Consider the following 24,594-nt stretch of genomic DNA (forward strand, 5'->3'; position numbering starts at 1 on the left):
AGCTTACGCGAGTCGCGATTATTGGACAACGAGTGACCAATTTGTACTATAGTCACAGAAATTTCGATGGAAGACGCCCTCATGTCGCCAAAGCTTTCCCTTGCCGCCCTCTGCGTTGCTAGCCTGGCATCCGGGTGCGCCGTCGGCCCGGACTATGTGAAACCCGATATGCCGCTTCCCGAGCGATTCCAGGGCCAGGCGGCGGTCGAGCAGCGGGTGGCCAACACCGCAGCCGACCTGCCCGCATGGTGGGCCGGCTTCAGTGACCCACTGCTCACGCGGTTCGTACAACTCGCACTGGAGCAGAACCTGGACCTTGCACAGGCCTTCGCCCGCGTCACGCAAGCCCGAGCGGGCCTTGGCGCTGCCAATGCCGCATTGCTGCCCTCCGGCAATGTCGCAGGCCAGGCCGCGCGCGCGCACCAGTCCGTTGAAACCCCTTTGGGGCGCGTCTTGAATGCGCGGCCGGGCTTCGACCGTTACGGCAACGCTTTTGAGGCCGATCTCAATGCAAGCTGGGAGTTGGATGTATTCGGCGGCCTGCGTCGTGGCCGCGAGGCGGCGCTTGCCGACTACCAGGCCTCACAGGCGGGTGCAGTTGCCACACGGCTGGCCGTGGCCGCACAGACCGCCGATATCTACATCACCATCCGCGGCTTACAGACGCGCTTGAAGGTGGCCCGCCACCAGGTGCAGACGCAAGAGGAGTTGCTCTCCACCATCAACCGGCTGTATGGCAAGGGACTCGCGGCCGAGCTTCAAGTCCGGCAGGCCGAAGGCGCGCTCGCTCAGGTTCGCGCTTCCATCCCACCGATCGAGGTCGGGCTCGATGCAGCGATGAACGCGCTGGATGTGATGCTCGGCTCGCTGCCGGGCACCCACCGGGAGGAGCTTGCACAAGGCGGCGACATCCCGGCTGCTCCTCGCATTGCGATCGGCGCATCGCCCGGCGAATTGCTGAGGCGACGCCCTGACCTCATCGTTGCCGAGCGACGCCTGGCGGCTTCCAACGCGCGCATCGGTGTCGCCATTGCGGAGTACTACCCGAAATTTTCGTTCAGTGGCCTGCTGGGCAGCGCCACATCGGTGGGCGCCGGCAGTCTGTTCGGCGGCGGGGCCAGTCAATTCGTCGGCGCCCTCGGCCTGCGCTGGCGCCTGTTCGACTTCGGCCGTATCGATGCACAAATCGCTCAGGCCAAAGGACAAGAAGCGGAAATGCTCGCCGCGTACCGGCTCGCCGTGCTACGCGCCACGGAAGACGTGGAGGACGCCTTCTCGGCTTTGGTCAAGCGCGAGGAGCAGGCGGTCACGCTCGCGCAAGGCGTGGATTCGTTCGGCCGCGCGCGAAACGCTTCGTTCGCCGCCTACCAGAAAGGCGTCGTCAGCTTGATCGAAGTCCTGCAAGCGGATGACAGCCTGTTGCGCGCGTCCGACGCGCAAGCTCAGGCCCAAACGGAATCGGCGCGGGCCGCCGTCGCGGCATTCAAGGCGCTAGGCGGTGGCTGGCAGCCCGATGAATCGACCGCTGTTGCAGGCAGATAGCGCCCTGTGCTGGTCAACAGTGCAGGCGTCGCCCTGCTCGGCGCGACCGAAGACACGTCGGTTGCCGAGGCCCAAACGCGATGCTTCGGAGGGCGCCAAGAACACAGCCCCTCTGGCGGCCTCAGTTCAGGCTGCCAGGATCCTTCCGCTTGGCCTGCTCCTTGGTTTGCAGCGCCCACCACTGGCCGATCTGGCGCCGGGTGACGTAGCCACGCTTCTTGCGGTCGATCTGGTCGAAATGCTCGTAGACATCCGGCATGCCGGCCTGGGCCTCTTCCCGCGTCAGCTTGCCGTCGTGATTGGCATCGGCCGCCTTGAAACGCTCGGCGAACTTTGCCTTGGCTTCCTTTGCCGTCATCGGTTGCTGGGGCGGCGGTGGAGCGCCGGCACCAGGCGCGGGCGCCGCGGGTGCGGCCGGCTGTTGCGCGCCCGCATTGGCACAGGCCAATGCCGCGGCCAGTACCAGGCCGGCAATGGGCAGTTGTCGCAGGATCATGTCGATCTCCTCTTGGCTTTTCCGTGATGGCGCCATCCACCCTGATGCCAGCCCTGGCGGATTGGCGGGCAGCCGGCCGCACCAGGCCCGGCCGTGCGGAAGCGCCGGCGTCCCCAAGGGCTGCCTGGCACATCCGTGCGCCATTCTGCTACGGCGCCACCGCCCCCCGTATTGAATTTTCCTTTGTTGTCATTTGCACCGCTTCAACCGGCCAGGCGCAAGAGCAAGACAATGCAGCGATGCTGCAGCGGAGGGGCGTGCCCGCAGGCATCGCCCCAAACGTTCAGCGCGCCGCCCGACGGGCCAGCAGCGGTTCGCTCACCCCTTCCACGCCGACCAGGGACAACACGGTGGTCAGGGCGACCTGCGCGCCTTCCCAGGCCCGGGCCGGGTCGAACCACTCGTCGCGCGAATGCGCGCCACCGCTCTTGCCGCCGCTGCCGAGGATGATGGCAGGGATGCCGAGCGACATCGGCACGTTGGCATCGGTGCTGCCGCCGCGCAGGGTCGGCTCGAACTTTCCGCTGCCCCGGATGGCACGCACCGCCGCCTGCACGATGACGGCGTCCGCGGGCGTGTGCCCGGCCGGGCGGTCGCCGATCAGGCGCGTCTGGACAGTGATCCGGTCCGAGGCCTTGCCGGGTTGCCAGCGCTGGTTCTCGTCGGCCACGCCGGCCGCGATGGCGGCCATGATCTGCTTCTCGGTCTCGAGCAGCGCGTTCATGCCGTTCGAGCGGATATCGATGCGCATCTGGGCATCGCCGGCGATGGCGTTGACCGAGGTGCCGCCGCCGACCGTGCCGACCGTGAAGGTGGTCTTGGGATCCTCGGGCGGCCGCACGTCATCGATGCGGGCGATGGCGCGGCCCATCGCGTGGATGGCGCTGGGCAGGCCGAAGGCACCGAAGCTGTGCCCGCCCGGGCCGCGGAAGGTGACCTCGTAGCGGTGGCTGCCGGTACCCAGCGTCAGCACGCGACCGCCCTCGCCCGGCTCGAGACCGACCATGCCATCCAGGTCGCGGTAGTCGCGGAAGACCGCTTTCATGCCGCGCAGGTTGCCCAGCTCTTCTTCGCCGACGTTGCCGACGAAGACCAGGTCTCCCACCGTGCGGACATGGTTGTCGTTGAGCACCTTGAGCCAGGACAGCAGCACGGCCAGGCCGCGCGTGTCATCCGAGATGCCGGGCGCATAGAGCCTGCCGTCGCGCGGCTTGACGGTGACGTCCGTGCCGGCGGGAAAGACCGTGTCGAGATGGGCCGAGATCAGCAGCCTGGGGCCGTTGCCGACGCCCTTGCGCACCCCGATCACATTGCCTTCGGCGTCGATGCGGGCATCGGCCAGCCCGAGTGCCTTCAGGCGCGACAGGAAATACTCGGCACGCGCGTGCTCCTTGAACGGCGGCGCCGGGATCTCGGTCAGGGTGGTCAATTCGCGCAACGTGCGCGCGTCGTCCGCCTTGACGTCCGCCAGCACCTGCTTGAGCAGCGGCGCCGCGGTCAGGGTGGTGTAGGTCTTCTCCACGGCCGGCGAGACCGGCGCCAGCGGGATGTTCTGCGCCTGCGCCGCGGGCACGAGCACGGCAAGCATGGCGAGCGCGGCGAGGGCCGGCGCGCGGCGGGAAGTGGCTGGGGCGATGCGGGGGCAGGCAGGCATGGTGGGCGGCGGCTCCAGGGTGGGGAATGGCGACGACACGCCGGCGAACCCTGGTGGCGGGCCCTGCCGGTACCCGCCTATTCTGCCGCAGCCAGCCGCTTCGGCGCGGCGCCGGCGCCACACCGTTGCGCCGACGGTACAGGCCCTGACAAGTCCGTACCGCCCCCCTAAGTCGCCTCAGTGCACCTCAGTGCGCCGCGCGCGGCAGCGCAGGCTTCACCAGTTGCCGGTAGCGCGTCAGCGCCCACAGCGGGAAGTAGGCGGTGTAGCCGTGGTACTTCAGGTAGTAGATGCGCGGGAAGCCCGGCGCGTTGTGCGAGGGGTGCCACCACAGCCCGCCCTTCTGCTGGCAGCCGAGCAGGTAATCGATGCCGCGCCGCGCGGCCGGCGCATGCGCCTCGCCCACGGCGAACAGGGCCAGCAGCGCCCAGGCCGTGCAATTAGGCGTGCTCTCGCCGCCGTTGGTCCCCGCCAGATGCGGGGCGAAGTAGGTGTCGTTGGTCTCGCCCCAGCCGCCGTCGGCGTTCTGCACGCGCAACAGCCAGTCCACGGCCTTGCGGATATAGGGCTGGCGCACGTCCTCGCCAACCAGGGCCAGGCCCGCCAGTACGCTCCAGGTGCCATACAGGTAGTTGGTGCCCCAGCGGCCCCACCAGGATCCGTCGGCGCGCTGGGTCCGGCGCAGGTAGTCGACGCAGCGCGCCACCGCGTCGGCATGGCGGGTGCGCTCCCCGCTCAGGCCGAGGGCCAGCAGCACGCGGCCGGACACGTCCTCGGTGGGCGGGTCCAGCAAGGCACCGTGGTCGGCGAAGGGAATGCGGTTCAGGTACTCCCGGTCGCAGTTGGCGTCGAAGGCGCCGAAGCCACCGTTGCGCGACTGCAGGCCGACCATCCACTCCACCGCGCGCTCCACCTGTTGCGCATAGCGCTCGGGCTGGCCCAGGCGCCGGCCGTGCACCGCCAGCATGGCCGCGACCACCGCGCTGTCGTCGATGTCCGGGTAGTACGGGTTGGCGTACTGGAAGGCCCAGCCGCCCGGCTGCACCGTGGCCGGGACGTGGTCGGCCCAGTCGCCGCGCAGGTCCTGCACCTGCCGTTGCGCCAGCCAGTCGTAGGCGCGCTGGATGGCGTCGCGGGTACGCTCGCCGCCGCCGGCGTGCTGCAGGGCCATGATGCTCCACGCGGTATCCCAAACCGGCGACAGGCAAGGCTGGCAATAGGCCATGCCGTCGGGGCGGTGCACCACCAGCTTGCGGATGGCCGCCAGGCAGGTGGCGCGCCGCGGGTCCGACTTCGGGATGCCGAGCAGCACCATCATCTCGTACCAGTACACCATGGGCGGGAAAATGCCGCCGAGGCCGTCCTCGCCGTTCATGCGCTCGACGCACCAGGCCTGCGCGCGCTCGATGGCGCGCCGCCGCAGCCCGGCGGGGATCATCGGCTCGATGCAGCGGGCCAGCCGGTCGACCACCAGGAAAGCCTTGCGCACCAGCCCCTGGGTCGAAAAATAGCGGCGCTCCTCCTCCGGCGGCGTGACGAACAGCTCGCGGATGCTGACACGGTGCGGATTGGCGGCCTTGGCCCGCATGGAGCACAGCACCGTCAGCGGCACCAGGGTCGAGCGCGCCCAGTAGGCCATCTTGTCGAGGTGCACGGGCATCCAGCGGGGGAACAGGATCAGCTCGACCGGCACGAAGGGAGTGGCGCGCCAGGGCACCTGCTCGAAGGTGGCCAGCAGGATGCGCGTGAAGACGTTGGCGCGCGCCGCCCCGCCGGCGGCGAGGATCGCCTCGCGCGCCTGCACCATGTGCGGCGCGTCGGCGGCATCGCCGGCCGCCTTCAAGGCGAAATAGGCCTTGACGCTGCACGAAATGTCGAGCGCGCCATCGTGGTACTGGTCCCAGCCGCCGTGGCGGTCACGGCGCTGGATGGCGCGCAGGTAGACCGCCATGCGTGCCTGCAGGTCGGTGTCGATTTCATCGGCGAAGTGCATCATCAGGATGTACTCGGCCGTGATGGTGGCATCGGATTCCAGTTCGAAACACCAGTGTCCGTCGTTTTGCTGATGGCCCAGCAGGGCTTCGCGCCCGGCGTCGATGGCCGCGTCCAGGCGGGCTTCGGCGCGCGCCTCGCCGCCATGGCCTGCGCTTGCCGGCCCGCGCACCGGCTCACGCGCCAGTTCCAGGGTCGCGCTCATTGCTGCCCTCCCCGCGTCATCCCGTCGAGCTGGCGCAGCACTTCGGCGCGCAGCGATGGCGGCATCGACTGGTTGCCGAGCAGGTCCGACAGCCACAGCCCGTCTGCCGCCAGCCGGCAGATCATCAGCTGCGCCGCCTGGGCGTCCGGCAAGGGATCGGGGCGCGTGATCTCGGCGATGCGCGGCAGCCAGCGCTCGCGGGTGTCGGCGTCGGTCAGCATCAGCGCCAGCAGCAAGTGCAGATAGCTGGCCGTGGCGGCCTGCGCCGCGTCATGCAGGGTGGCGTGGATATAGGCGCGAGCGGCTCGGCCGGCGGGCTCGGCATCGGCCTCGCTGGCGGTGGCCACATCCTGGCTGAAGGTGTCGACGGCCTCGTCGAAAAGCGCGTCCAACAGGGCCTGCTTGCTGGGGAAATGGTGCTGCAAGCCACCCTTGCTGACACCGGCGCGGGAGGCGACGGCATCCAGGGTGACGGCGCGCAGGCCGGCTTCCAGGGCCAGTTGCGCGGCCGACTGCAGCAACTGCGGGCGCAGCACGTCCGGCTGCTTCTTTCTGCGGTGGGCTTCGGTCATAGCGCGCGATCATACCATCCGGACGGATTGTTTCACCATTGCGGACGAAGCGATGACATGCGCCGGTGCGGCCGCACCGGAACACGCGCCAGGATCAAGCGGCCGTCACCGAATCCTTGCGGCGGAAGGAAGCCTGGGCGGTGGCGATCAGCGTGCCCTGCCCGTCCGTCAGTTCCGCATTGGAGAAGAAGACCCGCCGCCCGCCGCCCACGCGCCGGCCCACCACCTGCATGGGCTCGAGCCGGGCCGAGGCGACGTAGTTGACGTTCAGCGAGATCGTGGTCGCCGCGCGCCGCTGTCCGTTCTCCGGGAACAGGCCGGCATAGCCGGCGGCCGCATCGAGCAGCGTGGCCAGGATGCCGCCCTGCACCACGCCGGTATTGTTGAGATGGCTCGCCTGCGGGGTGAAGGACAGGCGAACGAGGTCAGGCTGCCAGTCGACAATGGCGACTGCCAGGGACTCGAGATAGGGATTCTCCAGGGCGTGGGGGATGCTGGGGGCGTGTGAATCGGACATGAGTCTGCACTGCGGAACGTAGGAAACGGGCCCGACCGGGCACCGGGAGCCCGTATCTTAGCCGCCCTCGCCGGTTCGAGGCGCGCGGCCGCGCACGGGGATGGGCGGCATGGCGCATTCCGGCCGCAGCAAAGACAAAACCCCTCGCAGCGTTTGCTGTCGAGGGGTTTTGCGGGAGGGAGAGCCTGGCGATGACCTACTTTCACACGGGTAGTCCGCACTATCATCGGCGCAAAGTCGTTTCACGGTCCTGTTCGGGATGGGAAGGGGTGGTTCCGACTCGCTATGGTCACCAGGCATAAGGGGTTGCTGCGCCGGGGTTGAGCCGTCGCAGCGAATAGGGATGTAGTCTTGGTTGTGAGGTATCGGCACCGTCCTGGGCACACGCGATACGTCAGCCAGTGAAACACACTGGTTATAGGATCAAGCCTTACGGGCAATTAGTACTGGTTAGCTTAACGCATTACTGCGCTTCCACACCCAGCCTATCAACGTCCTGGTCTCGAACGACCCTTCAAGGAGGTCAAGCCTCCAGGGAATCCTCATCTTCAGGCGAGTTTCCCGCTTAGATGCTTTCAGCGGTTATCTCTTCCGTACATAGCTACCCTGCGATGCCTCTGGCGAGACAACAGGTACACCAGCGGTACGTCCACTCCGGTCCTCTCGTACTAGGAGCAGCCCCCGTCAAGATTCCAACGCCCACGGCAGATAGGGACCAAACTGTCTCACGACGTTTTAAACCCAGCTCACGTACCTCTTTAAATGGCGAACAGCCATACCCTTGGGACCGGCTACAGCCCCAGGATGAGATGAGCCGACATCGAGGTGCCAAACACCGCCGTCGATATGAACTCTTGGGCGGTATCAGCCTGTTATCCCCAGAGTACCTTTTATCCGTTGAGCGATGGCCCTTCCATACAGAACCACCGGATCACTATGTCCTGCTTTCGCACCTGCTCGACTTGTCGGTCTCGCAGTTAAGCACGCTTTTGCCATTGCACTTTAGGTACGATGTCCGACCGTACCAAGCGTACCTTCGAACTCCTCCGTTACACTTTGGGAGGAGACCGCCCCAGTCAAACTGCCTACCATGCACTGTCCCCGACCCGGATTCACGGGCCAAGGTTAGAACCTCAAACAAACCAGGGTGGTATTTCAAGGACGGCTCCACCGGAACTAGCGTCCCGGTTTCAAAGCCTCCCACCTATCCTACACAGATCGGTTCAAAGTCCAATGCAAAGCTACAGTAAAGGTTCATGGGGTCTTTCCGTCTAGCCGCGGGGAGATTGCATCATCACAAACACTTCAACTTCGCTGAGTCTCGGGAGGAGACAGTGTGGCCATCGTTACGCCATTCGTGCAGGTCGGAACTTACCCGACAAGGAATTTCGCTACCTTAGGACCGTTATAGTTACGGCCGCCGTTTACCGGGACTTCAATCAAGAGCTTGCACCCCATCATTTAATCTTCCGGCACCGGGCAGGCGTCACACCCTATACGTCCACTTTCGTGTTTGCAGAGTGCTGTGTTTTTATTAAACAGTCGCAGCCACCAGTTTATTGCAACCCCTTCACCCTTCTGGCGCAGGCCAGTCAAGCTACCAGGGCGTACCTTATCCCGAAGTTACGGTACCAATTTGCCGAGTTCCTTCTCCCGAGTTCTCTCAAGCGCCTTAGAATACTCATCTCGCCCACCTGTGTCGGTTTGCGGTACGGTCTCGTATGACTGAAGCTTAGAGGCTTTTCTTGGAACCACTTCCGATTGCTTCGCGACACATGGTCGCTCGCCCCACAGCCTTGAATCCCGCGCCCGGATTTGCCTAAGCGCCTTCTCCACTGCAGGGACCGGGACTTCCAACACCCGGACAACCTTCCGCGATCCGTCCCCCCATCGCATCATACGACGGTGCAGGAATATTAACCTGCTTCCCATCAGCTACGCATCTCTGCCTCGCCTTAGGGGCCGACTCACCCTACGCCGATGAACGTTGCGTAGGAAACCTTGGGCTTACGGCGAGGGGGCCTTTCACCCCCTTTATCGCTACTCATGTCAGCATTCGCACTTCTGATACCTCCAGCATCCTTTACAAGACACCTTCACAGGCTTACAGAACGCTCTCCTACCACGCGCTTACGCGCGTCCGCAGCTTCGGTGACTGGCTTAGCCCCGTTACATCTTCCGCGCAGGACGACTCGATCAGTGAGCTATTACGCTTTCTTTAAAGGGTGGCTGCTTCTAAGCCAACCTCCTGACTGTTTTAGCCTTCCCACTTCGTTTCCCACTTAGCCAATCTTTGGGACCTTAGCTGGCGGTCTGGGTTGTTTCCCTCTTGACACCGGACGTTAGCACCCGATGTCTGTCTCCCGTGATTGCACTCTTCGGTATTCGGAGTTTGCTATGGCGGGGTAATCAGCAATAGACCCCCCAACCATGACAGTGCTCTACCCCCGAAGGTGAGACACGAGGCACTACCTAAATAGTTTTCGGAGAGAACCAGCTATTTCCAGATTTGTTTAGCCTTTCACCCCTATCCACAGCTCATCCCCTAGTTTTTCAACACTAGTGGGTTCGGTCCTCCAGTACGTGTTACCGCACCTTCAACCTGGCCATGGATAGATCATCTGGTTTCGGGTCTACACCCAGCGACTGAACGCCCTGTTCGGACTCGCTTTCGCTACGCCTGCCCTAATCGGTTAAGCTTGCCACTGAATGTAAGTCGCTGACCCATTATACAAAAGGTACGCCGTCACCCGTTTCCAGGCTCCGACTGTTTGTATGCATGCGGTTTCAGGATCTATTTCACTCCCCTCCCGGGGTTCTTTTCGCCTTTCCCTCACGGTACTGGTTCACTATCGGTCGATCACGAGTATTTAGCCTTGGAGGATGGTCCCCCCATCTTCAGACAGGATTTCACGTGTCCCGCCCTACTTGTCGTACACCTAGTTCCACAACGCTGTTTTCGCATACAGGGCTATCACCTGCTATGGCCGGGCTTTCCATCCCGTTCTGCTAACAATGCTGCTAAAGAGTACAAGGCTCTTCCCATTTCGTTCGCCACTACTCTGGGAATCTCGGTTGATTTCTGTTCCTGCAGCTACTTAGATGTTTCAGTTCGCCGCGTTCGCTTCCCTTGCCTATGTATTCAGCAAGGGATGACCCATACGGGCCGGGTTTCCCCATTCGGACATCTCCGGATCAAAGCTCGTTTGCCAGCTCCCCGAAGCTTTTCGCAGGCTACCGCGTCCTTCATCGCCTGTGATCGCCAAGGCATCCACCACATGCACTTGTTCGCTTGACCCTATAACAAGTGTGTCTCAAGCTCGCGCTTGAAACGCTCATTACAGGTTGAGTTCTCGCATTTGTGCCGTATTCCAAGTCATCTTTCGATCACTTAAATACTTTGGTTGATACAATCACAACCCGGTATCACGTTAAACTACTGCGCGTCTCATCAACACGCCGTGACACCTTTACTACATCCCATATTGTTAAAGAACAGCCGAATTTCTTCGCTTGGCAATGCCAAATGCAAGCGCTCGATATCAAGCACTTGCATTTGGCCATGTCCTGGCCGCAACAACAAACAACCGATAAGTGTGAGTGCTCGACTCGGAATGCACGCTCTGGAAAGGAGGTGATCCAGCCGCACCTTCCGGTACGGCTACCTTGTTACGACTTCACCCCAGTCATGAACCCTGCCGTGGTAATCGCCCTCCTTGCGGTTAGGCTAACTACTTCTGGCAAAACCCACTCCCATGGTGTGACGGGCGGTGTGTACAAGACCCGGGAACGTATTCACCGCGGCATGCTGATCCGCGATTACTAGCGATTCCAGCTTCACGTAGTCGAGTTGCAGACTACGATCCGGACTACGATGCGTTTTCTGGGATTAGCTCCCCCTCGCGGGTTGGCAACCCTCTGTACGCACCATTGTATGACGTGTGAAGCCCTACCCATAAGGGCCATGAGGACTTGACGTCATCCCCACCTTCCTCCGGTTTGTCACCGGCAGTCTCTCTAGAGTGCCCTTTCGTAGCAACTAGAGACAAGGGTTGCGCTCGTTGCGGGACTTAACCCAACATCTCACGACACGAGCTGACGACAGCCATGCAGCACCTGTGTCCACTTTCCCTTTCGGGCACCTAATGCATCTCTGCTTCGTTAGTGGCATGTCAAGGGTAGGTAAGGTTTTTCGCGTTGCATCGAATTAATCCACATCATCCACCGCTTGTGCGGGTCCCCGTCAATTCCTTTGAGTTTTAATCTTGCGACCGTACTCCCCAGGCGGTCAACTTCACGCGTTAGCTTCGTTACTGAAGAAATGAATCCCCAACAACTAGTTGACATCGTTTAGGGCGTGGACTACCAGGGTATCTAATCCTGTTTGCTCCCCACGCTTTCGTGCATGAGCGTCAGTCACGTCCCAGGGGGCTGCCTTCGCCATCGGTATTCCTCCACATCTCTACGCATTTCACTGCTACACGTGGAATTCTACCCCCCTCTGACGCACTCTAGCCTTGCAGTCACAAGCGCCATTCCCAGGTTGAGCCCGGGGATTTCACGCCTGTCTTACAAAACCGCCTGCGCACGCTTTACGCCCAGTAATTCCGATTAACGCTCGCACCCTACGTATTACCGCGGCTGCTGGCACGTAGTTAGCCGGTGCTTATTCTTCCGGTACCGTCATCCCTCCGGGGTATTAGCCCAAAGGATTTCTTTCCGGACAAAAGTGCTTTACAACCCGAAGGCCTTCTTCACACACGCGGCATTGCTGGATCAGGGTTGCCCCCATTGTCCAAAATTCCCCACTGCTGCCTCCCGTAGGAGTCTGGGCCGTGTCTCAGTCCCAGTGTGGCTGATCGTCCTCTCAGACCAGCTACTGATCGTCGCCTTGGTGAGCCTTTACCTCACCAACTAGCTAATCAGACATCGGCCGCTCCTATTGCGCGAGGCCTTACGGTCCCCCGCTTTCACCCTCAGGTCGTATGCGGTATTAGCTAATCTTTCGACTAGTTATCCCCCACAACAGGGCACGTTCCGATGTATTACTCACCCGTTCGCCACTCGCCGCCAGACCGAAGTCCGCGCTGCCGTTCGACTTGCATGTGTAAGGCATGCCGCCAGCGTTCAATCTGAGCCAGGATCAAACTCTTCAGTTCAATCTCTGTGTGGTTCCGCGCAGTTGCCTGCGCAAACCTCGCTCTTTCGAGCGGTCGCTCACTCTCAGAAAACTGACTGGCTCCGTCCGAAGACGAAACCAAACATGTTTACTGTGCGAGCACTGATAACTTGTAAGCTAGAAGACCGGGGTCTTCCGCATTCATTATCAAGCACCCACACTTATCGGTGTTTGTTTGTTAAAGAACCACCCTTTCGGGCCGCATCCGGCTTTGCCGGTTTGCGTTGCCGCTGCGTTATGTCTGCAGCGAAGGAACGAGACTATAAAGAACTTTCCGAGATCAATCAAGCGATTTCGAGAATTTCTTTATTCGGACGCCGCACTCATTCGATCCGCGCCAATCCTGCCATTCCCTCCCCGTCACGCGGTGCGCTGCGAGCGAGGGAGCGAATACTAGTCCCTCGATGACTGACTTGCAAGCCGAAAAATGAAAAGCGCCGCTTTTGACACTTGAACGCCGGGACACCGATCCGGGTGAGAACGGCGCCGACTGGATGTATCCGACGCCAACAAGCACTGTGAGGACATGGTTTCCACTTCCGTCCGAGACAGGACGCCCGGCATGCCTGGCGCGTTCTCGTCGTCTGCACGCTGGCCTTCACCGTCCGCTTCATGGTCTGGATGATGTCCGGCGTCATCGCCCCCCCCCCCCTGAAGCAGCCTTCGGCCTGAACGACACCGAGTTCGGCCTGCTCGCTGCCGCCGTACCCTGTCGCCGAAGCGACGGATCCGCCAGGAAAGGCTGACAGCACTCCGCCAGGATCATTCTCCCGGCTCCTATGATTCAGAGGCGTTCATCGGGCCTTTCAATTGATGCCAGGCTTCTTTTCACGCGATCAAGGCCCTAGTGCACTTCCTGAATGGGCGCTCTCGCATCACGCTCGATCTGCTTGCGCAATGCCGTGAAGCGCTCCTGCACACTCTCCCCAAAAAGAGGATCGGGGCTGCCTGGAACGGTAGCCGCGACTTCCGCCCAGTCCTGCTCGGTCAGCAGTTGCGCTGCGCGCGGCATGACGTGCCTTTCCTCGGTGGAAAGATGATTGCGGTAGTACACGAGATACATGGCCACAGCCGCTTCCAGGGCCGCGCGCGACGTGATCATATCCCGCTCCGCTTCATTGAGACGGCTCAGGAATTCCTCGCCCACCGTGGCAATCACGCGATGCTCTTGCAGAAGCCGGCTGACCACGATCTGCATGCCGGGATCCCGCTCGACGAGCAGGGCGTACGCGACATCCTCGCGCGGATGGTGGACACGATCGCCAAAGTTCCGCATGTAATAGATGATCTCGCCCATCAAACCATAGTTCGGCTGCGCTCCCCGGTGAAAGGCGATCACCTGCTCTTCCAGCAGATCGAGCAGCGTGGAGAAATGGATGTGATCGGCATGCCAAACGGCAAGTTGGTCGGTCATGGCGTGCTCCAGGGAGACTGGTCAGGTAAGCGATCCGGCTCGAAGTTAACTCAACAAACCCCGATTTCAACAGTAGTCCCCCGCCACGTTTTGAGGATGATGTAGATCAACAGTGGGCCTCGCTCATTCCCCGCCCACTTCCGCTGGCGCGTTGCCCCTTGCTCGAATGTCGCCAGGCATATCGAACTGACGAAGGCTTCCAGCGCAAGCCGCGGGCGCAACAGCATCTTCCGCCCGCGGGCCGCGAATGGGGCAAAGGACAGTGGCCGCGCCGCCAGGCTCGCGGGCTCGCGTAGTGCAATGAAACACCATCGTCTCGAGACCCGGAGACCCGCCACTCCACGACAGGTCCATTGCGCCGGGCCACCTGCTGCGGCCTGCCCCTGGCGTGCCGTCGGCTCGCCACGCTGGTTGGCCGCCACCGCGCCGGCGCCTGGCGGGCACCGGGTCACTGGTCGATCTCGCGCAGCGCGCCGTTCGTTCGCAACCTCGTGGCAAGCACGGCTGGCCGGGTGGTTGCGTTGATCCGCCTTCCACTCAGGCGGCACGTGGACATCCCCAACCTTGGCGGCTCCGACGCCCCCACCCACACACGGCAGCGATTTCCCCTTCTGCGCGGCAGCGACGATGGCATCCCTCGATCCCTGGCATCCTCGCACCAATGATCATTTATTACTACGTAATACGTATTGTTTAATACTTTTCGAAACAATCTTTAGACATAATCATGCTTCTGTCTAACTATTGGCACGGATCGAGATCCATCATCGTTGCCACGACCGCCGATGGGCTCTCAGCATCCTGCAGCACGTCCTGTGGCTATGACGATCGAGGCCGCGGTGCCTCGCGCATCCCGCTTGAGCACCCGGCCCCGCTCTTCTTCCCTTACTCGGGCTTCACACCCGAATCGCGGATCACGCGCGCCCACAGCCGTGCCTGCCCTTCGATCCAGGCGGCGAACTCCTCCGGCGAATTGCCATAGGGTTCCAGCCCCTGCAGCCTCATCTTCGCCATCACATCGGGCTGCCGGAGGGCATCGGCGATCGCGGCGTTCAGTTTCTGCACCAGATCCCTTGGCGTGCCAGCCGGAGCGAACAGCGGCACCAATCTACGACGAAGACCGGGAGGCCTCCTCATTCCCGCCAGATCCCGCCACCGGCCCGCACAAATTCACCTAGAGTGATGTCTGATGCGGTGCCACATGGACAACAGCCAGGAGAACAACGATGCAACATGGCCTGATTGCTTGGCTGGTGATCGGTGCGGTCGCCGGATGGCTGGCGGGGGTGCTGGTCAAGGGCGGCGGCTTCGGACTGCTGGTCGACATCATCGTCGGCATCGTCGGCGCCATCGTCGGCGGCTGGTTGGCCGGCCTGCTGGGCATCTCGTTCGGCGGCGGCATGATCGGCTCGATCATCACGGCGGTGATCGGCGCCGTGGTACTGCTCTTCCTCCTCCGGCTGATCAAACGGGCCTAGGCGCCACCGGCGCCGGCCTCAGCGCGATTCCGTCGCGCGGAGGAGCTGCAGCCTATATCGCCGCAGGACATCGCCTGCATCGACCTCGCTCCGCGGGCATCCTGTTGCCGTCATTGCCATTCACGCTGCCTGCCGAAACTGGCAGCAGCGCGCCTTGTCGTGCTTGATTTCGCCTCGATACTGTATATATTTACAGGTACTGTATGGATATACATGTGCGAGGCCGTCATGGAACATCTGGTCCGGGTGCAGAACGAATATGACCGCCAGGTCCTGGCCTGGCTGCGCCGACGCATCGGCGACGCGGCGCTGGCCGAGGCTGCCAGGCGGCTCGGCGGCGAACGCAAGCCATATCTGTCCAGCCTCTGCCGCGCGCTGTCGATCCGGCCACCCGCACGCGTGGATTTGCGCGCCGAGGCGCGGCGTGCCGACCTCGCCGTCGGCGAGCGCTACCTGGCGCGCATCCGCACCATCCTCGGCGCATCCGGACAGGCCTCACGGGCCCATTGAGCGCCAATCGGGCGCCAATCGGGCGCCCGTGCCGTGCTCCCGGCATCCGGTGTCAGGCCTGCAGCGGTGACGCAACCGGTACCGGTGCGTGATCGAGGTGGAAGCGGCCGACCAGCGCCTCCATCCGCTCGGCCTGCTCCTTCAGCATCGCGGCGGCGGCGGCTGCCTGCTCGACCAGCGAGGCATTCTGCTGCGTCGCCTGGTCCATCTGCACCACGGCCTGGTTGACCTGGGCGATGCCGCCGCTCTGCTCGGCCGAGGCACGGCTGATCTCGGTCATGACGGTGTCGACGCGGGACACCGCCGTGATCGCCTCGCCGATGGTCTGGCTGGCCTGCTCGACCAGTCCGGCGCCGTGCGCCACGCGCTGCGCCGACTGCGCGATCAGCGCGGCGATCTCCTTGGCCGAGGTACCCGCGCGTTGTGCCAGGCTGCGGACCTCGGCCGCCACCACGGCGAAGCCGCGCCCGTGCTCGCCCGCCCGGGCCGCCTCGACGGCGGCATTGAGCGCCAGGATATTGGTCTGGAAGGCGATGCCGTCGATCACGCCAGTGATGTCCTCGATGCGGTGGGAGTCGGCCGCGATGTGCCGCATGGTGTCGAGCAGGTGCCGGATCGCGTCGCCGCCACGGCCCGCGACGCCGGCCGCCTCGGCCGCCAGCGTGCTGGCCTCGCCGGCATGGCCGGCATTCTGTTTCACGATGGCGGTCAGCTGTTCCATGCTGGCCGCGGTCTCCTGCAGCGAGGCCGCCTGCTGCTCGGTGCGCTGAGACAGGTCCAGGTTGCCTTGCGCGATCTCTCCCGCAGCCACCAGCACCTGCTCCGCGCCGGCGCGCGTCTCGCGCACGGTGTCCTGCCAGGAGCGCAGCAGGACTTGCAGGTGGCGCCGGATATCGCTGAATTCGTCGCGCCCGCGCACCACCAGTTCGGCGCGCAGGTCGCCCGCGCCGATCCGCTCGACCCAGGCGGCGATCCCGCGCAGGTCCTCGCCCACGCCACGGCAGAAGCCCGCGAACAGGTAGAAAGCGGCGCCGACGGTGAGCAGCGCCAGCGCGCACATCCACGCCAGCTTGTCCTGCACCGCGCCGATACGCGCTTCCAGCATGGCATGGGCACTGGCGCCGAAGGCGCGATTGGTCGCGCCGATGGCGTCGATGGCAGCGGTGGCCTCGTCGAAATAGGCCTTGGCCTCGATGCGGATACCGTCGCGGCCCAGCAGCCTGTCCTTCAGGGTCACCGAGAATCCATCGACCGCCGCCAGGCGCGCCTTGGCTGCCTCCACCTCGGCGCGGTAGCCTGGCGCGGCCGCGCTCACGCGCTCGGCGTCGCGCCTGACCGTCTCCACCGCCTCCTGTATCTGCTCGCTGAGCGCGCCCAGCCCGGCCTGCTGCGCGCTCTCGGCGAAACCGCCCTGGCTGATGATGGCGGTACCGCGGCCGCGCGCCAGCGCGGTGAACTCCGCCAGCCTGGGCATGGTCCCGAGCATCAGGTTGATCAGGTAGTACGACCCCGCATCCGGGTCCAGCGCCAGCTCCGAGCGGTCACCGAGATCGCCCACATAGAGCCGCAGTTGCCTGACCAGTGCGCTGTGCTGCGCGAACAGGGTGGACGCCGGTGCCTGCAGGCCTTCGGTCTTGAGGGTACGCCATGCCTCTTCGAGGGCGCCGGCCTGGGCATCGAGGCCGAAGCCGCGCGCGTCGGCCGCGAGCTGCGCCGCCTGCTCTCCGGCACGCGCGTCGGCTGCCTCGTAGGTGGCCCGGAAGGCAACGTTGCCTGCCTGCACCGCCGCGGCGGCACCACGCCGGATCTGCACCTGGCGCATCATCTCCAGCGCACGCTCGACCGCGGCGAGCCCGCGCACCTCGGCGCGCGCGGTCTTCAGCTCGGCGAGCGAGGCCTGGAAGACCAGCGACATGGCGCCGGCCAGCGGCAACAGGAACAAGAGTGCAAGCAACAGCAGCTTGCGCGAGATGCTGAGTGCCGCCATCAGGCGCACCGCGGGATTCAACCATCGGGTCATCGTCATGCCTTGATCAAGCCATCGTCGTGGCTTGTATCGGCAGCATCGGAACGAATTGAAGCAGTTTCACCCACACATTTCAGAAATCGTCAAGATGGTGCAAACACATCCCGATTTATGGGCATGAATCCCCATCCAGGTGCGTGCGCCACCTGGATTTTCGGCAATCCGGCGCAGCGCCTGGCGGACTCAGGCCGGCAGCGATTCCACCGCGCGCCAGGCCTGCTCGACCGCGGCGACCAGCGACGGGCTGCCCCCGCTGTCGGCGCCGGCCAGCGCGACATTGCCCACGCCTGCCCGCGCCGCCTGCTGCGCGGCCGTGCCCGCATCATCGCCATCGACGCTGGAAGGCCGGTAGCTGTAGCCGTGCGACCAGCGGTTGACGGTGATGGCCCGCACCAGTTGCGCCGCGCTGCTGCCGGCAGGCGCGAGCAGCCGGTCGAGCTGGGAGCGGATGGCGCGTTCCAGCTCCACGAACGGCGTGCCGAGCAGTAGCGCGCGTCCGGCGCGGAAACGCTCGCGTGCCCGCATGCCGCTGTCCGGCACCGTCGGCACATAGAGCATGTGCAGCACCACCGGGTCCTGCGGTCGCGCGCCGGGGCCGGCCTCCAGCCACAGGTCGCTGTAGGGCAGCGTCGGCGCATGGATACGCCCGGCACCGAGCGCGGCAAAGGCCTGCCAGTTGTCGAGCGCCACCTTGGTGTAGACCAGCGGCGCCTTGACTTCGTCGCGCAGGGCCGCCCGCTGCGCGGCCGGCAGCCCGGGCATCAGGAAGGGCACCATCATGTTGTAGCCGGCCAGCACCACATGGCGCGCCTCCACGCGGTGCAGGTTGCCCTGCCAGCCATAGGTGACGCGCGCGATGTGGCTGCCCGGCTCGACCGCCACGGCGGTGCTGTTCAGGCGCAGCCGCACCGGCGCGCCATCGCGATCGAGGCGGTCATAATCGAAGCGGGCCTGCGCCAGCGCCCCGGCGCCCGGCGCGACTGCGGGGATCAGGTCCCTTACCAGGCCGCGCGCGATCGACGCATTGCCATCGGCATGGAGCAGCCGGGATGCGGGCGACTTGCCCAGCCGCGCGTCCGGCGGCACCGCCGGCATGCCGGCCCCGGCGGGCAGGCTGATACCCAGCGCATCCCATATGGAGATGCCATCGGCGTCGAGCGCGTAGCTGTCGTTGCTGCGGCTGCGCAGGAAACGCACGCCCGCCAGCCCGAGGCCCGCCTTGTCGCGCAGGAAAAGCGCATAGCGCGTGCGGCGCAGATAGCCTGCCCGGTCGTCGGCCGCCATGCCCGCGAGGTAGTCGGTGCGCCCTTCGGCCAGCCGTGCCAGGGCCTCGCGCTCTGCCGCAGGCAGCGGCGCGGCGGCCAGGAAGCGGCGCACCGCGTCGGGCGCCGGCGGCCCGCCCTGCGCGGCCGGGGCCCCGCCGAAGGGCTGGCCGAAGGGATCCCCGGCCACCAGGCGATCCGCGCCGAAGTGCTCGCGATCGAAGAACACCGCCCGCCCGAGTCCCGAGCCTTGCCAGGGCTCCACCGCGGGCGCACCAGCGCCCGGGGCGAGCCCGATGCCATCGAGCAGCGTGCGCAGCGCGGCGCTGCCGGCGGCGCCGGCCGGCATCTCGGCGCTGCCGCCATAGCTGACCAGCAGGCGGCCGCGCACAGTGAACTCGTTGCGGCGCGCGTGGCCGCCGAAGTCGTCGTGGTTGTCGAGGATCAGGATGCGCGCGCCGGGTCCGTGGCGGCGCTGGTAGAACCAGGCCGCCGCCAGCCCGCTGATGCCGCTGCCGACCACCACGAGGTCATAGGCCTCGCGCGCCATCACACCGGGATAGCGCACCCCTTCGCGCGCCAGGCTGTGCGCCAGCGTGTAGCTGCCGGGCTGGCTGCCGCGCAGGCCGGTCAAGGCCGGGGGATAGCCGGCCCCGCCGTCACCGGCCTGGGCCGCGCGCAGCCAGCCGGGCGTGAACGCCGTGCCCAGCGCCAGCGCGCTGCCGTTGAGAAAGTCTCGTCGCGTGATGGTCATGGCTCGGCTTGGGTGTCAGCGGCTGGCTTCGGCTTCGAGGCGGATGCCCAGGGCAGCGCGCCGCGCCGCGACCTCGCTGTCGCGCGCCGGCGCGGCGCGGTTGCCCCAGCCGCCGCGCACGAAGCCCAGCACGTCGGCCAGTTCCTGGTCGTTGAGCGCCCAGCCGTAGCCGGGCATGTGGTAGTCGGTCGCGGCAGTGTCGACGGCCGCGGTCACGGCGCCGCCCAGCAGCAGGTTGACCAGCGAGGACGGATCGGGGTCGAGTACCGCCGGATTGCCCGCCAGCGGCGGGAACACCCGCGCGAAGCCCTTGCCGCCGGCGCCGTGGCAGGGCATGCAGTACTGCCCGTACAGCCGCGCTCCCGGCGCGTCGAAGCGCCCCTGCAGCAGCGCCTGCGCGGTGGCAGGATCGTAGCGGAACGGCGCGCTCTCCCCGCGCACGCCGGGCAGGCTCTTGAGGTAGGCGGCCATCGCGTCCAGGTCCTGCGGCGTCATATGCTGGGTGGAGGCGGCGATCACGCCCGACATGGGCCCGAAGGATGTCGCATGGATATTGCGCCCGGTACGCAGGTATTCGGCGACTTCCTCGCGCGACCAGCCGCCCAGGCCGCTCAGCTTGTCGCCGCGCAGGTTGCCGGCGGACCAGCCCTCGACGCTGGCCCCCGCGAGGAAGCTCTGGCTGCGCTCGTCGCTGCCCTGTTCCGCATGCAGCAGGCCGCGCGGCGTATGGCAGGCGCCGCAATGTCCCACGGCCTGCACTAGGTAGGCGCCGCGGCGCCATTGCGCGTCGCCGCCCGCGACGGCCGCGCGTGGCGACGCCCTGTCCGCCGGCGCTTCGAGGAAGAACAGGTTCCACACCACCAGCAGGGAACGCATGCCGAAGGGCCAGCGCAGTTGCGGCGCAGGCTGGCGCTGGCGCACCGGCCGCACTTCGGCACGCAGGTAGGCGTACAGCGCCGCGACGTCCTCGGCCGTCATGCGCGCGTAGGAGGGATAGGGCATGGCCGGATAGAGCCGCTTGCCGCCACGCGCCACGCCCTGGCGCAGCGCTCGGTCGAACTCGGCCAGCGAGTAGGCGCCGATGCCGGTGTCCGCGTCTGGCGTGATATTGGTCGACGGGATGGTGCCGAGTCCCGTGCGCAGGGCCACACCCCCGGCAAACGGCGCGCCGCCCGGCGCCGTGTGGCAGGCCGCGCAGTTGGCGATGCGCGCCAGGTAGCGGCCGCGCGCCACCTGCGCCACCGCATCGGCGGGCGCCGCGGCCGCGCCGTCGCCTGCCTGCGCCTGCGGCGCCGCCAGCAGCAGGGCGAGCAGCAGCACCAGCAGGGCGTCAGGAAAATGCTTGCGCAGCAAGGCGCGCAGCGATGGCATGCGCCGCGGTCGGTTTGCCATGGAGTTGTCTCTGCCCCCGGTTCTTCTTGTTATCTTGTCGTCTTGTCTTGCCGCCTTCCGGACCGCCAGCCGCCTGCCGCGGGGATGCGGCAGGCCGCCCTCAGGCGTGCGCCACCGCCCAGCGTGCCAGCATCAGCAGGCACAGCACCAGCACGCCGGCCAGGGCGATGCCCGTGGCCAGCAGGTGCACAGGCTTCAGGCTCTGCAGGTCGCGCTGGTGTTCGCTGCCACGGCGCAGGCCGAGAAATCCCCACAGTACGGCGCTGACCAGTCTCAACGGATGCATGACGGCTCCTTGTTCCAATGCGGCGGACCGTCCGCAGGGCACGGATACGGATACGCCCCTGCGCGCTATTCTGCCGCGCCGCCGGCCTCGGGAACAGAATCAGTTCTGCCATAATCTTGCGTATCAGATCGCAGGCAGGGCGCCTCGTCGTCCCCTGCTCCGCCCCCCCCTTGCTCCCATGAAGCGCTACGAGGAACTGGCCGAGATTCTCGCCCGCGATATCCGCGCCGGCAACCTGCCGCCCGGCACCCGCATGCCGTCGATCCGCAAGACCGTCGCGCAGTACGGCGTAAGCCCGTCGACCGCATTCCAGGCCTACTACCGGCTCGAAGAGCGAGGCCTGGTGCGCGCGCGCGAGCGTTCCGGCTACTACGTGGCCGGCGCCGCCGGCCTGCCGTTGCCGCGCCCCGCCGCGCGCCGCACGCGCCGCGCCTCCACCGAGGTGGACGTGTCCAAGCTGGTCTTCGCCGTACTGGAGGCTGCCGCCGACCAGCGCATGGTGCAGTTCGGCTCGGCCTTCCCGGCTCCCGAGCTGTTTCCCTGGGAACGGCTCGGCAAGTCGCTGGCGCGCGCCGGCCGCGAGATCGATCCCTGGCAGTCCGTCGACGACCTGCCCCCGGGCAATACCGTGCTGCGGCAGCAGATCGCGCTGCGCTATCTCGGCGCCGGCGTGCCGCAGGCGGCCGAGGACATCATCGTCACCAACGGCGCGCTCGAAGCGCTCAACCTGTGCCTGATGGCGGTGGCCCGGCCGGGCGACGTCATCGCCATCGAGTCGCCCGGCTTCTACGCCGCCCTGCAGGCACTGGAGCGGCTGCGGCTCAAGGCGGTCGAGATTCCCGTGCACCCGCAGCAGGGCATCGACCTCGCCGCGCTGGCCGAAGCGCTGCGGCGCCATCCGGTGCGCGCCTGCTGGTTCATGACCCAGTTTCAGAACCCGATGGGCGCCAGCATGGACGAGGTGCGCAAGCGCGAACTGGTGGCGCTGCTGGCGCGCCACCAGGTACCGCTGATCGAGGACGATGTCTACGGCGAGCTCTACTACGGCAGCCGCTGCCCGCTGCCGGCCAAGGCCTTCGACACACAGGGCCTGGTGATGCATTGCAGTTCCTTCTCCAAGACGCTGGCGCCCGGATTCCGCATCGGCTGGGTCGCGCCCGGCCGTTTCGGCGAGCCCATCCAGCGCATGAAACTGATGACCACCCTGTCGGCAGCGGTCCCGGCCCAGCAGGCGCTCGCCGAATACCTGCAGCACGGCGGCTACGACAAGCACCTGCGCCGCCTGCGCCATGTGCTTGAGATGCAGCAGGGCCAGATGCGCCAGGCCATCGCACGCCATTTCCCCGCCTCGGTCCGTGTCTCCCGCCCCGACGGCGGCTATTTCCTCTGGGTGGAGTTCGAGGCCGGCTTCGATGCGCTGGCGCTGCACCGGGCCGCGCTGGAGGAAGGCATCGGCATCGCGCCCGGTCCGATCTTCTCCGCGCGCCAGGGCCACCGCCACTGCGTGCGGCTCAATTTCGGGCAGCTGTGGAGCCCCCGCAGCGAAGCGGCGATCGCCACGCTGGGCCGGCTGGCCGCCGCGCAGTAGCCTTGCCGCGAACGCTGTCCCCGCTCAGCGAGGCGCCGCGCGCAGGCGCCGCTGCAGCCAGTGTTCCAGCCCCTCGAATCCGCCCTGCAGCAGCAGCGCCAGGACGGCCGCCGGGATCGCCCCGGCCAGCAGCAGCACGGTGTCGTTGAGCGCCAGCCCGGTGACGATGCGCTCGCCGTAGCCGCCCGCGCCGACGAAGGCGGCGATGGTGGCGGTGCCCACGCTGATGATGGCGGCGGTCTTCACGCCCGCCAGCAGCACCGGCAGGGCCAGCGGCAGTTCCACGTAGCGCAGGCACTGGGCGGGCGTGAAGCCCAGCGCCATGGCGGCCTCCGACATGCCGCGCGGCACCTGCTGCAGGCCAGTGCAGGTATTGCGCACGATGGGCAGCAGCGCATAGAGGAACAGCGCCACCAGGGCCGGCCACAAGCCGATGCGGCCAAGCAGCGGGATCAGCATGGCCAGCAGCGCCAGCGACGGCACCGTCTGCAGCATGCCGACCAGCGCCAGCACCACCTGGCCCAGCCTGCGCCGGCGTGCGGCGACGATGCCCAGCGGCACTCCGGCCGCAACGGCGGCACCGACCGCGCCCGCCACCAGCGCCAGGTGGCGCCGCGTCAGGCGCAGCGTCTCCGCGTCCAGCAGGGTGCCGGCCAGGCCGGCACGTTCGTGGCGCGCCGTCGCCGCGGACGCCGGCGCATGGCCCGGCAGCGTGGCAACGAAGGCGCCGGCGATGGCCGCGAACGACTGCCCGTCCAGTTCCGCCGCCGCATTCATACCGATCATGCGCGCCGCGTCGATGCGCCCCGACAAACCCTGCAAGGCCTGCCAGGCCCGCGGAAAGCGCCGCGGCACGTCCAGGCGGTACAGCACCACCGCGGCGTAGCGCGGAAAGAAGCCGCGGTCGTCCTGCAGCACGCGCAGGCCATAGCGGCGGATCTTGGCATCGGTCGAGTAGATGTCGATGACGTCGACCTGCCCGGCCGCCAGCGCCTCGTAGGCGATGCCGTGGTCGAGCCCGAGCGGGCGCTGCGGCAGCCCGTAGCGGCGGGCCAGGCCGGGCCAGCCGTCGGCGCGGCCGAGGAACTCGTGCGTCAGGCCGAAGCGCAAGGCGGGATGGCGGGCCAGGTCGCCGAGCGTGCGCAGGCCCAGTTGCTGCGCCGTGGTGTCGCGCACGGCCAGCGCATAGCCGTCCTCGAAACCGAACGGAATGGCCGCCCCCAGGCCGCGCGGCGCGAGCGCGCGGTTGATCTGCTCCAGCCCGGCATCCGGCGGCAGGCCGAGGATCTCCACGGCCACCGTGCCGGTGTAGTCCGGATAGAGGTCGATGCGCCCGGAGGCGAGCGCGGCGAACACGATGGCGGTATTGCCGAGGCCCGCCACGTGCTCGGCCGGCCCGGAGGCGCCGGCAGTGCGGGCCAGGATCTCGCCGAGCAGGTAGGACTCGGTAAAGCGCTTGGAGCCGATCCTCAGGGTTTCCCCCAGGGCGGCCGTGCACAGCAGCAGCGGGCACAGCAGGACGCACAGCAGGACCGCGAGCCGGGTCCCGTGGCACGGCGCTGGACTTCGCGGGCGGGAATCCAAGCAGAACACCTCGTCGGCTGGATGGGCGGGGCCGGCTGCCGAACCACGCATGGCGCCGGGCTTGCCGTGCATGATACGCCGCCGCAGAACGCCACGAGCCATGGCCTGTCCGATACGCCGCATGAGCACATACCGAAATAGTA

16 protein-coding genes and 3 rRNA genes are annotated in these 24,594 nt (G+C 66.1%); 4 read left to right on the top strand and 15 right to left on the bottom strand.

The features are described 5' to 3' along the window. Nucleotides 1-81 precede the first annotated feature (81 nt). Nucleotides 82-1,542: an efflux transporter outer membrane subunit gene (locus tag BKK81_RS10770; RefSeq protein ID WP_071016340.1), complete on the top strand. Its 1,461-nt coding sequence runs from the start codon at nt 82-84 to the stop codon at nt 1,540-1,542. Between the two features lie 121 nt (nt 1,543-1,663). On the opposite strand, the gene BKK81_RS10775 is transcribed toward BKK81_RS10770, so the two are convergent. The 10 genes from BKK81_RS10775 to BKK81_RS10820 form a co-directional block, all read right to left on the bottom strand. Continuing rightward, nucleotides 1,664-2,038, bottom strand: a complete 375-nt coding sequence (locus BKK81_RS10775) for a calcium-binding protein (protein ID WP_071012749.1) — start codon at nt 2,036-2,038, stop codon at nt 1,664-1,666. Between the two features lie 283 nt (nt 2,039-2,321). Further along, the gene (locus BKK81_RS10780) at nt 2,322-3,692 is read right to left on the bottom strand and encodes a M20/M25/M40 family metallo-hydrolase (protein ID WP_071012751.1); all 1,371 of its coding nucleotides are present in this window, start codon (nt 3,690-3,692) and stop codon (nt 2,322-2,324) included. 187 nt (nt 3,693-3,879) lie between these two features. After that, nucleotides 3,880-5,889: a squalene--hopene cyclase gene (shc, locus tag BKK81_RS10785; protein WP_083384058.1), complete on the bottom strand. Its 2,010-nt coding sequence runs from the start codon at nt 5,887-5,889 to the stop codon at nt 3,880-3,882. Further along, nucleotides 5,886-6,461 carry a TetR/AcrR family transcriptional regulator gene (locus BKK81_RS10790; RefSeq protein ID WP_071012753.1) on the bottom strand — a complete coding sequence of 192 codons (576 nt, stop codon included), beginning with the start codon at nt 6,459-6,461 and terminating at the stop codon, nt 5,886-5,888. Before BKK81_RS10790 ends, shc begins: the two co-directional genes overlap by 4 nt. A gap of 94 nt (nt 6,462-6,555) precedes the next feature. Further along, nucleotides 6,556-6,978, bottom strand: coding sequence for a PaaI family thioesterase (locus tag BKK81_RS10795; protein WP_071012754.1), 423 nt, complete (start codon nt 6,976-6,978; stop codon nt 6,556-6,558). A 183-nt stretch (nt 6,979-7,161) separates the two neighbouring features. Beyond that, nucleotides 7,162-7,275 (bottom strand): 5S ribosomal RNA (gene rrf / locus BKK81_RS10800). A gap of 122 nt (nt 7,276-7,397) precedes the next feature. After that, nucleotides 7,398-10,276 (bottom strand): 23S ribosomal RNA (locus BKK81_RS10805). A 329-nt stretch (nt 10,277-10,605) separates the two neighbouring features. Further along, nucleotides 10,606-12,137, bottom strand: a 16S ribosomal RNA gene (locus BKK81_RS10810). Together the 16S, 23S and 5S rRNA genes form the textbook arrangement of a ribosomal RNA operon. An 864-nt stretch (nt 12,138-13,001) precedes the next feature. Then, nucleotides 13,002-13,571, bottom strand: a complete 570-nt coding sequence (locus tag BKK81_RS10815; protein ID WP_071012756.1) for a hemerythrin domain-containing protein — start codon at nt 13,569-13,571, stop codon at nt 13,002-13,004. 885 nt (nt 13,572-14,456) lie between these two features. Continuing rightward, nucleotides 14,457-14,675: a tripartite tricarboxylate transporter substrate-binding protein gene (locus BKK81_RS10820; protein ID WP_197523907.1), complete on the bottom strand. Its 219-nt coding sequence runs from the start codon at nt 14,673-14,675 to the stop codon at nt 14,457-14,459. A gap of 122 nt (nt 14,676-14,797) precedes the next feature. On the opposite strand from BKK81_RS10820, the gene BKK81_RS10825 reads away from it, so the two are divergent. Both BKK81_RS10825 and BKK81_RS10830 read left to right on the top strand, forming a co-directional pair. After that, complete coding sequence (locus tag BKK81_RS10825) at nt 14,798-15,049, top strand: GlsB/YeaQ/YmgE family stress response membrane protein (RefSeq protein ID WP_071012759.1); 252 nt, start codon at nt 14,798-14,800, stop codon at nt 15,047-15,049. Between the two features lie 228 nt (nt 15,050-15,277). Continuing rightward, nucleotides 15,278-15,559 carry a hypothetical protein gene (locus tag BKK81_RS10830; protein ID WP_071016343.1) on the top strand — a complete coding sequence of 94 codons (282 nt, stop codon included), beginning with the start codon at nt 15,278-15,280 and terminating at the stop codon, nt 15,557-15,559. Between the two features lie 52 nt (nt 15,560-15,611). Here the strand turns inward: BKK81_RS10830 and BKK81_RS10835 are convergent, their stop codons facing one another. From BKK81_RS10835 to BKK81_RS10850, 4 genes are all read right to left on the bottom strand, one after another. Beyond that, on the bottom strand, nt 15,612-17,585 hold the full coding sequence (locus BKK81_RS10835; RefSeq protein WP_231907904.1) for a methyl-accepting chemotaxis protein: 1,974 nt from the start codon (nt 17,583-17,585) through the stop codon (nt 15,612-15,614). Between the two features lie 183 nt (nt 17,586-17,768). Then, the gene (locus BKK81_RS10840; RefSeq protein ID WP_071012762.1) at nt 17,769-19,601 is read right to left on the bottom strand and encodes an NAD(P)-binding protein; all 1,833 of its coding nucleotides are present in this window, start codon (nt 19,599-19,601) and stop codon (nt 17,769-17,771) included. A gap of 15 nt (nt 19,602-19,616) precedes the next feature. Beyond that, complete coding sequence (locus tag BKK81_RS10845) at nt 19,617-20,972, bottom strand: cytochrome c (protein WP_071012764.1); 1,356 nt, start codon at nt 20,970-20,972, stop codon at nt 19,617-19,619. Nucleotides 20,973-21,093: 121 nt separating this feature from the next. Beyond that, nucleotides 21,094-21,279 (bottom strand): DUF2970 domain-containing protein, encoded by a 186-nt coding sequence (locus BKK81_RS10850; RefSeq protein WP_071012766.1) that lies wholly within the window; start codon nt 21,277-21,279, stop codon nt 21,094-21,096. Between the two features lie 178 nt (nt 21,280-21,457). Between BKK81_RS10850 and BKK81_RS10855 the strand changes: the two genes are divergently transcribed. Continuing rightward, on the top strand, nt 21,458-22,867 hold the full coding sequence (locus BKK81_RS10855) for an aminotransferase-like domain-containing protein (protein WP_071012768.1): 1,410 nt from the start codon (nt 21,458-21,460) through the stop codon (nt 22,865-22,867). 24 nt (nt 22,868-22,891) lie between these two features. Here BKK81_RS10855 and BKK81_RS10860 read toward each other — a convergent pair whose 3' ends face one another. Then, complete coding sequence (locus tag BKK81_RS10860) at nt 22,892-24,523, bottom strand: ABC transporter permease/substrate-binding protein (protein ID WP_231907906.1); 1,632 nt, start codon at nt 24,521-24,523, stop codon at nt 22,892-22,894. Between the last annotated feature and the right edge of the window lie 71 nt (nt 24,524-24,594).

The organism is Cupriavidus sp. USMAHM13 (genome assembly GCF_001854285.1).
In the GTDB taxonomy this organism is placed as follows: Bacteria; Pseudomonadota; Gammaproteobacteria; order Burkholderiales; family Burkholderiaceae; genus Cupriavidus; species Cupriavidus malaysiensis.

Bases quoted from the DNA above. Each gene is read 5' to 3' on its own strand.
- BKK81_RS10770 (WP_071016340.1), top strand. From the start codon at position 82: ATGTCGCCAAAGCTTTCCCTTGCCGCCCTCTGCGTTGCTAGCCTGGCA.
- BKK81_RS10775 (WP_071012749.1), bottom strand. From the start codon at position 2,038: ATGATCCTGCGACAACTGCCCATTGCCGGCCTGGTACTGGCCGCGGCA.
- BKK81_RS10780 (WP_071012751.1), bottom strand. From the start codon at position 3,692: ATGCCTGCCTGCCCCCGCATCGCCCCAGCCACTTCCCGCCGCGCGCCG.
- shc (WP_083384058.1), bottom strand. From the start codon at position 5,889: ATGAGCGCGACCCTGGAACTGGCGCGTGAGCCGGTGCGCGGGCCGGCA.
- BKK81_RS10790 (WP_071012753.1), bottom strand. From the start codon at position 6,461: ATGACCGAAGCCCACCGCAGAAAGAAGCAGCCGGACGTGCTGCGCCCG.
- BKK81_RS10795 (WP_071012754.1), bottom strand. From the start codon at position 6,978: ATGTCCGATTCACACGCCCCCAGCATCCCCCACGCCCTGGAGAATCCC.
- BKK81_RS10815 (WP_071012756.1), bottom strand. From the start codon at position 13,571: ATGACCGACCAACTTGCCGTTTGGCATGCCGATCACATCCATTTCTCC.
- BKK81_RS10825 (WP_071012759.1), top strand. From the start codon at position 14,798: ATGCAACATGGCCTGATTGCTTGGCTGGTGATCGGTGCGGTCGCCGGA.
- BKK81_RS10830 (WP_071016343.1), top strand. From the start codon at position 15,278: ATGGAACATCTGGTCCGGGTGCAGAACGAATATGACCGCCAGGTCCTG.
- BKK81_RS10835 (WP_231907904.1), bottom strand. From the start codon at position 17,585: ATGACGATGACCCGATGGTTGAATCCCGCGGTGCGCCTGATGGCGGCA.
- BKK81_RS10840 (WP_071012762.1), bottom strand. From the start codon at position 19,601: ATGACCATCACGCGACGAGACTTTCTCAACGGCAGCGCGCTGGCGCTG.
- BKK81_RS10845 (WP_071012764.1), bottom strand. From the start codon at position 20,972: ATGCCATCGCTGCGCGCCTTGCTGCGCAAGCATTTTCCTGACGCCCTG.
- BKK81_RS10850 (WP_071012766.1), bottom strand. From the start codon at position 21,279: ATGCATCCGTTGAGACTGGTCAGCGCCGTACTGTGGGGATTTCTCGGC.
- BKK81_RS10855 (WP_071012768.1), top strand. From the start codon at position 21,458: ATGAAGCGCTACGAGGAACTGGCCGAGATTCTCGCCCGCGATATCCGC.
- BKK81_RS10860 (WP_231907906.1), bottom strand. From the start codon at position 24,523: ATGCACGGCAAGCCCGGCGCCATGCGTGGTTCGGCAGCCGGCCCCGCC.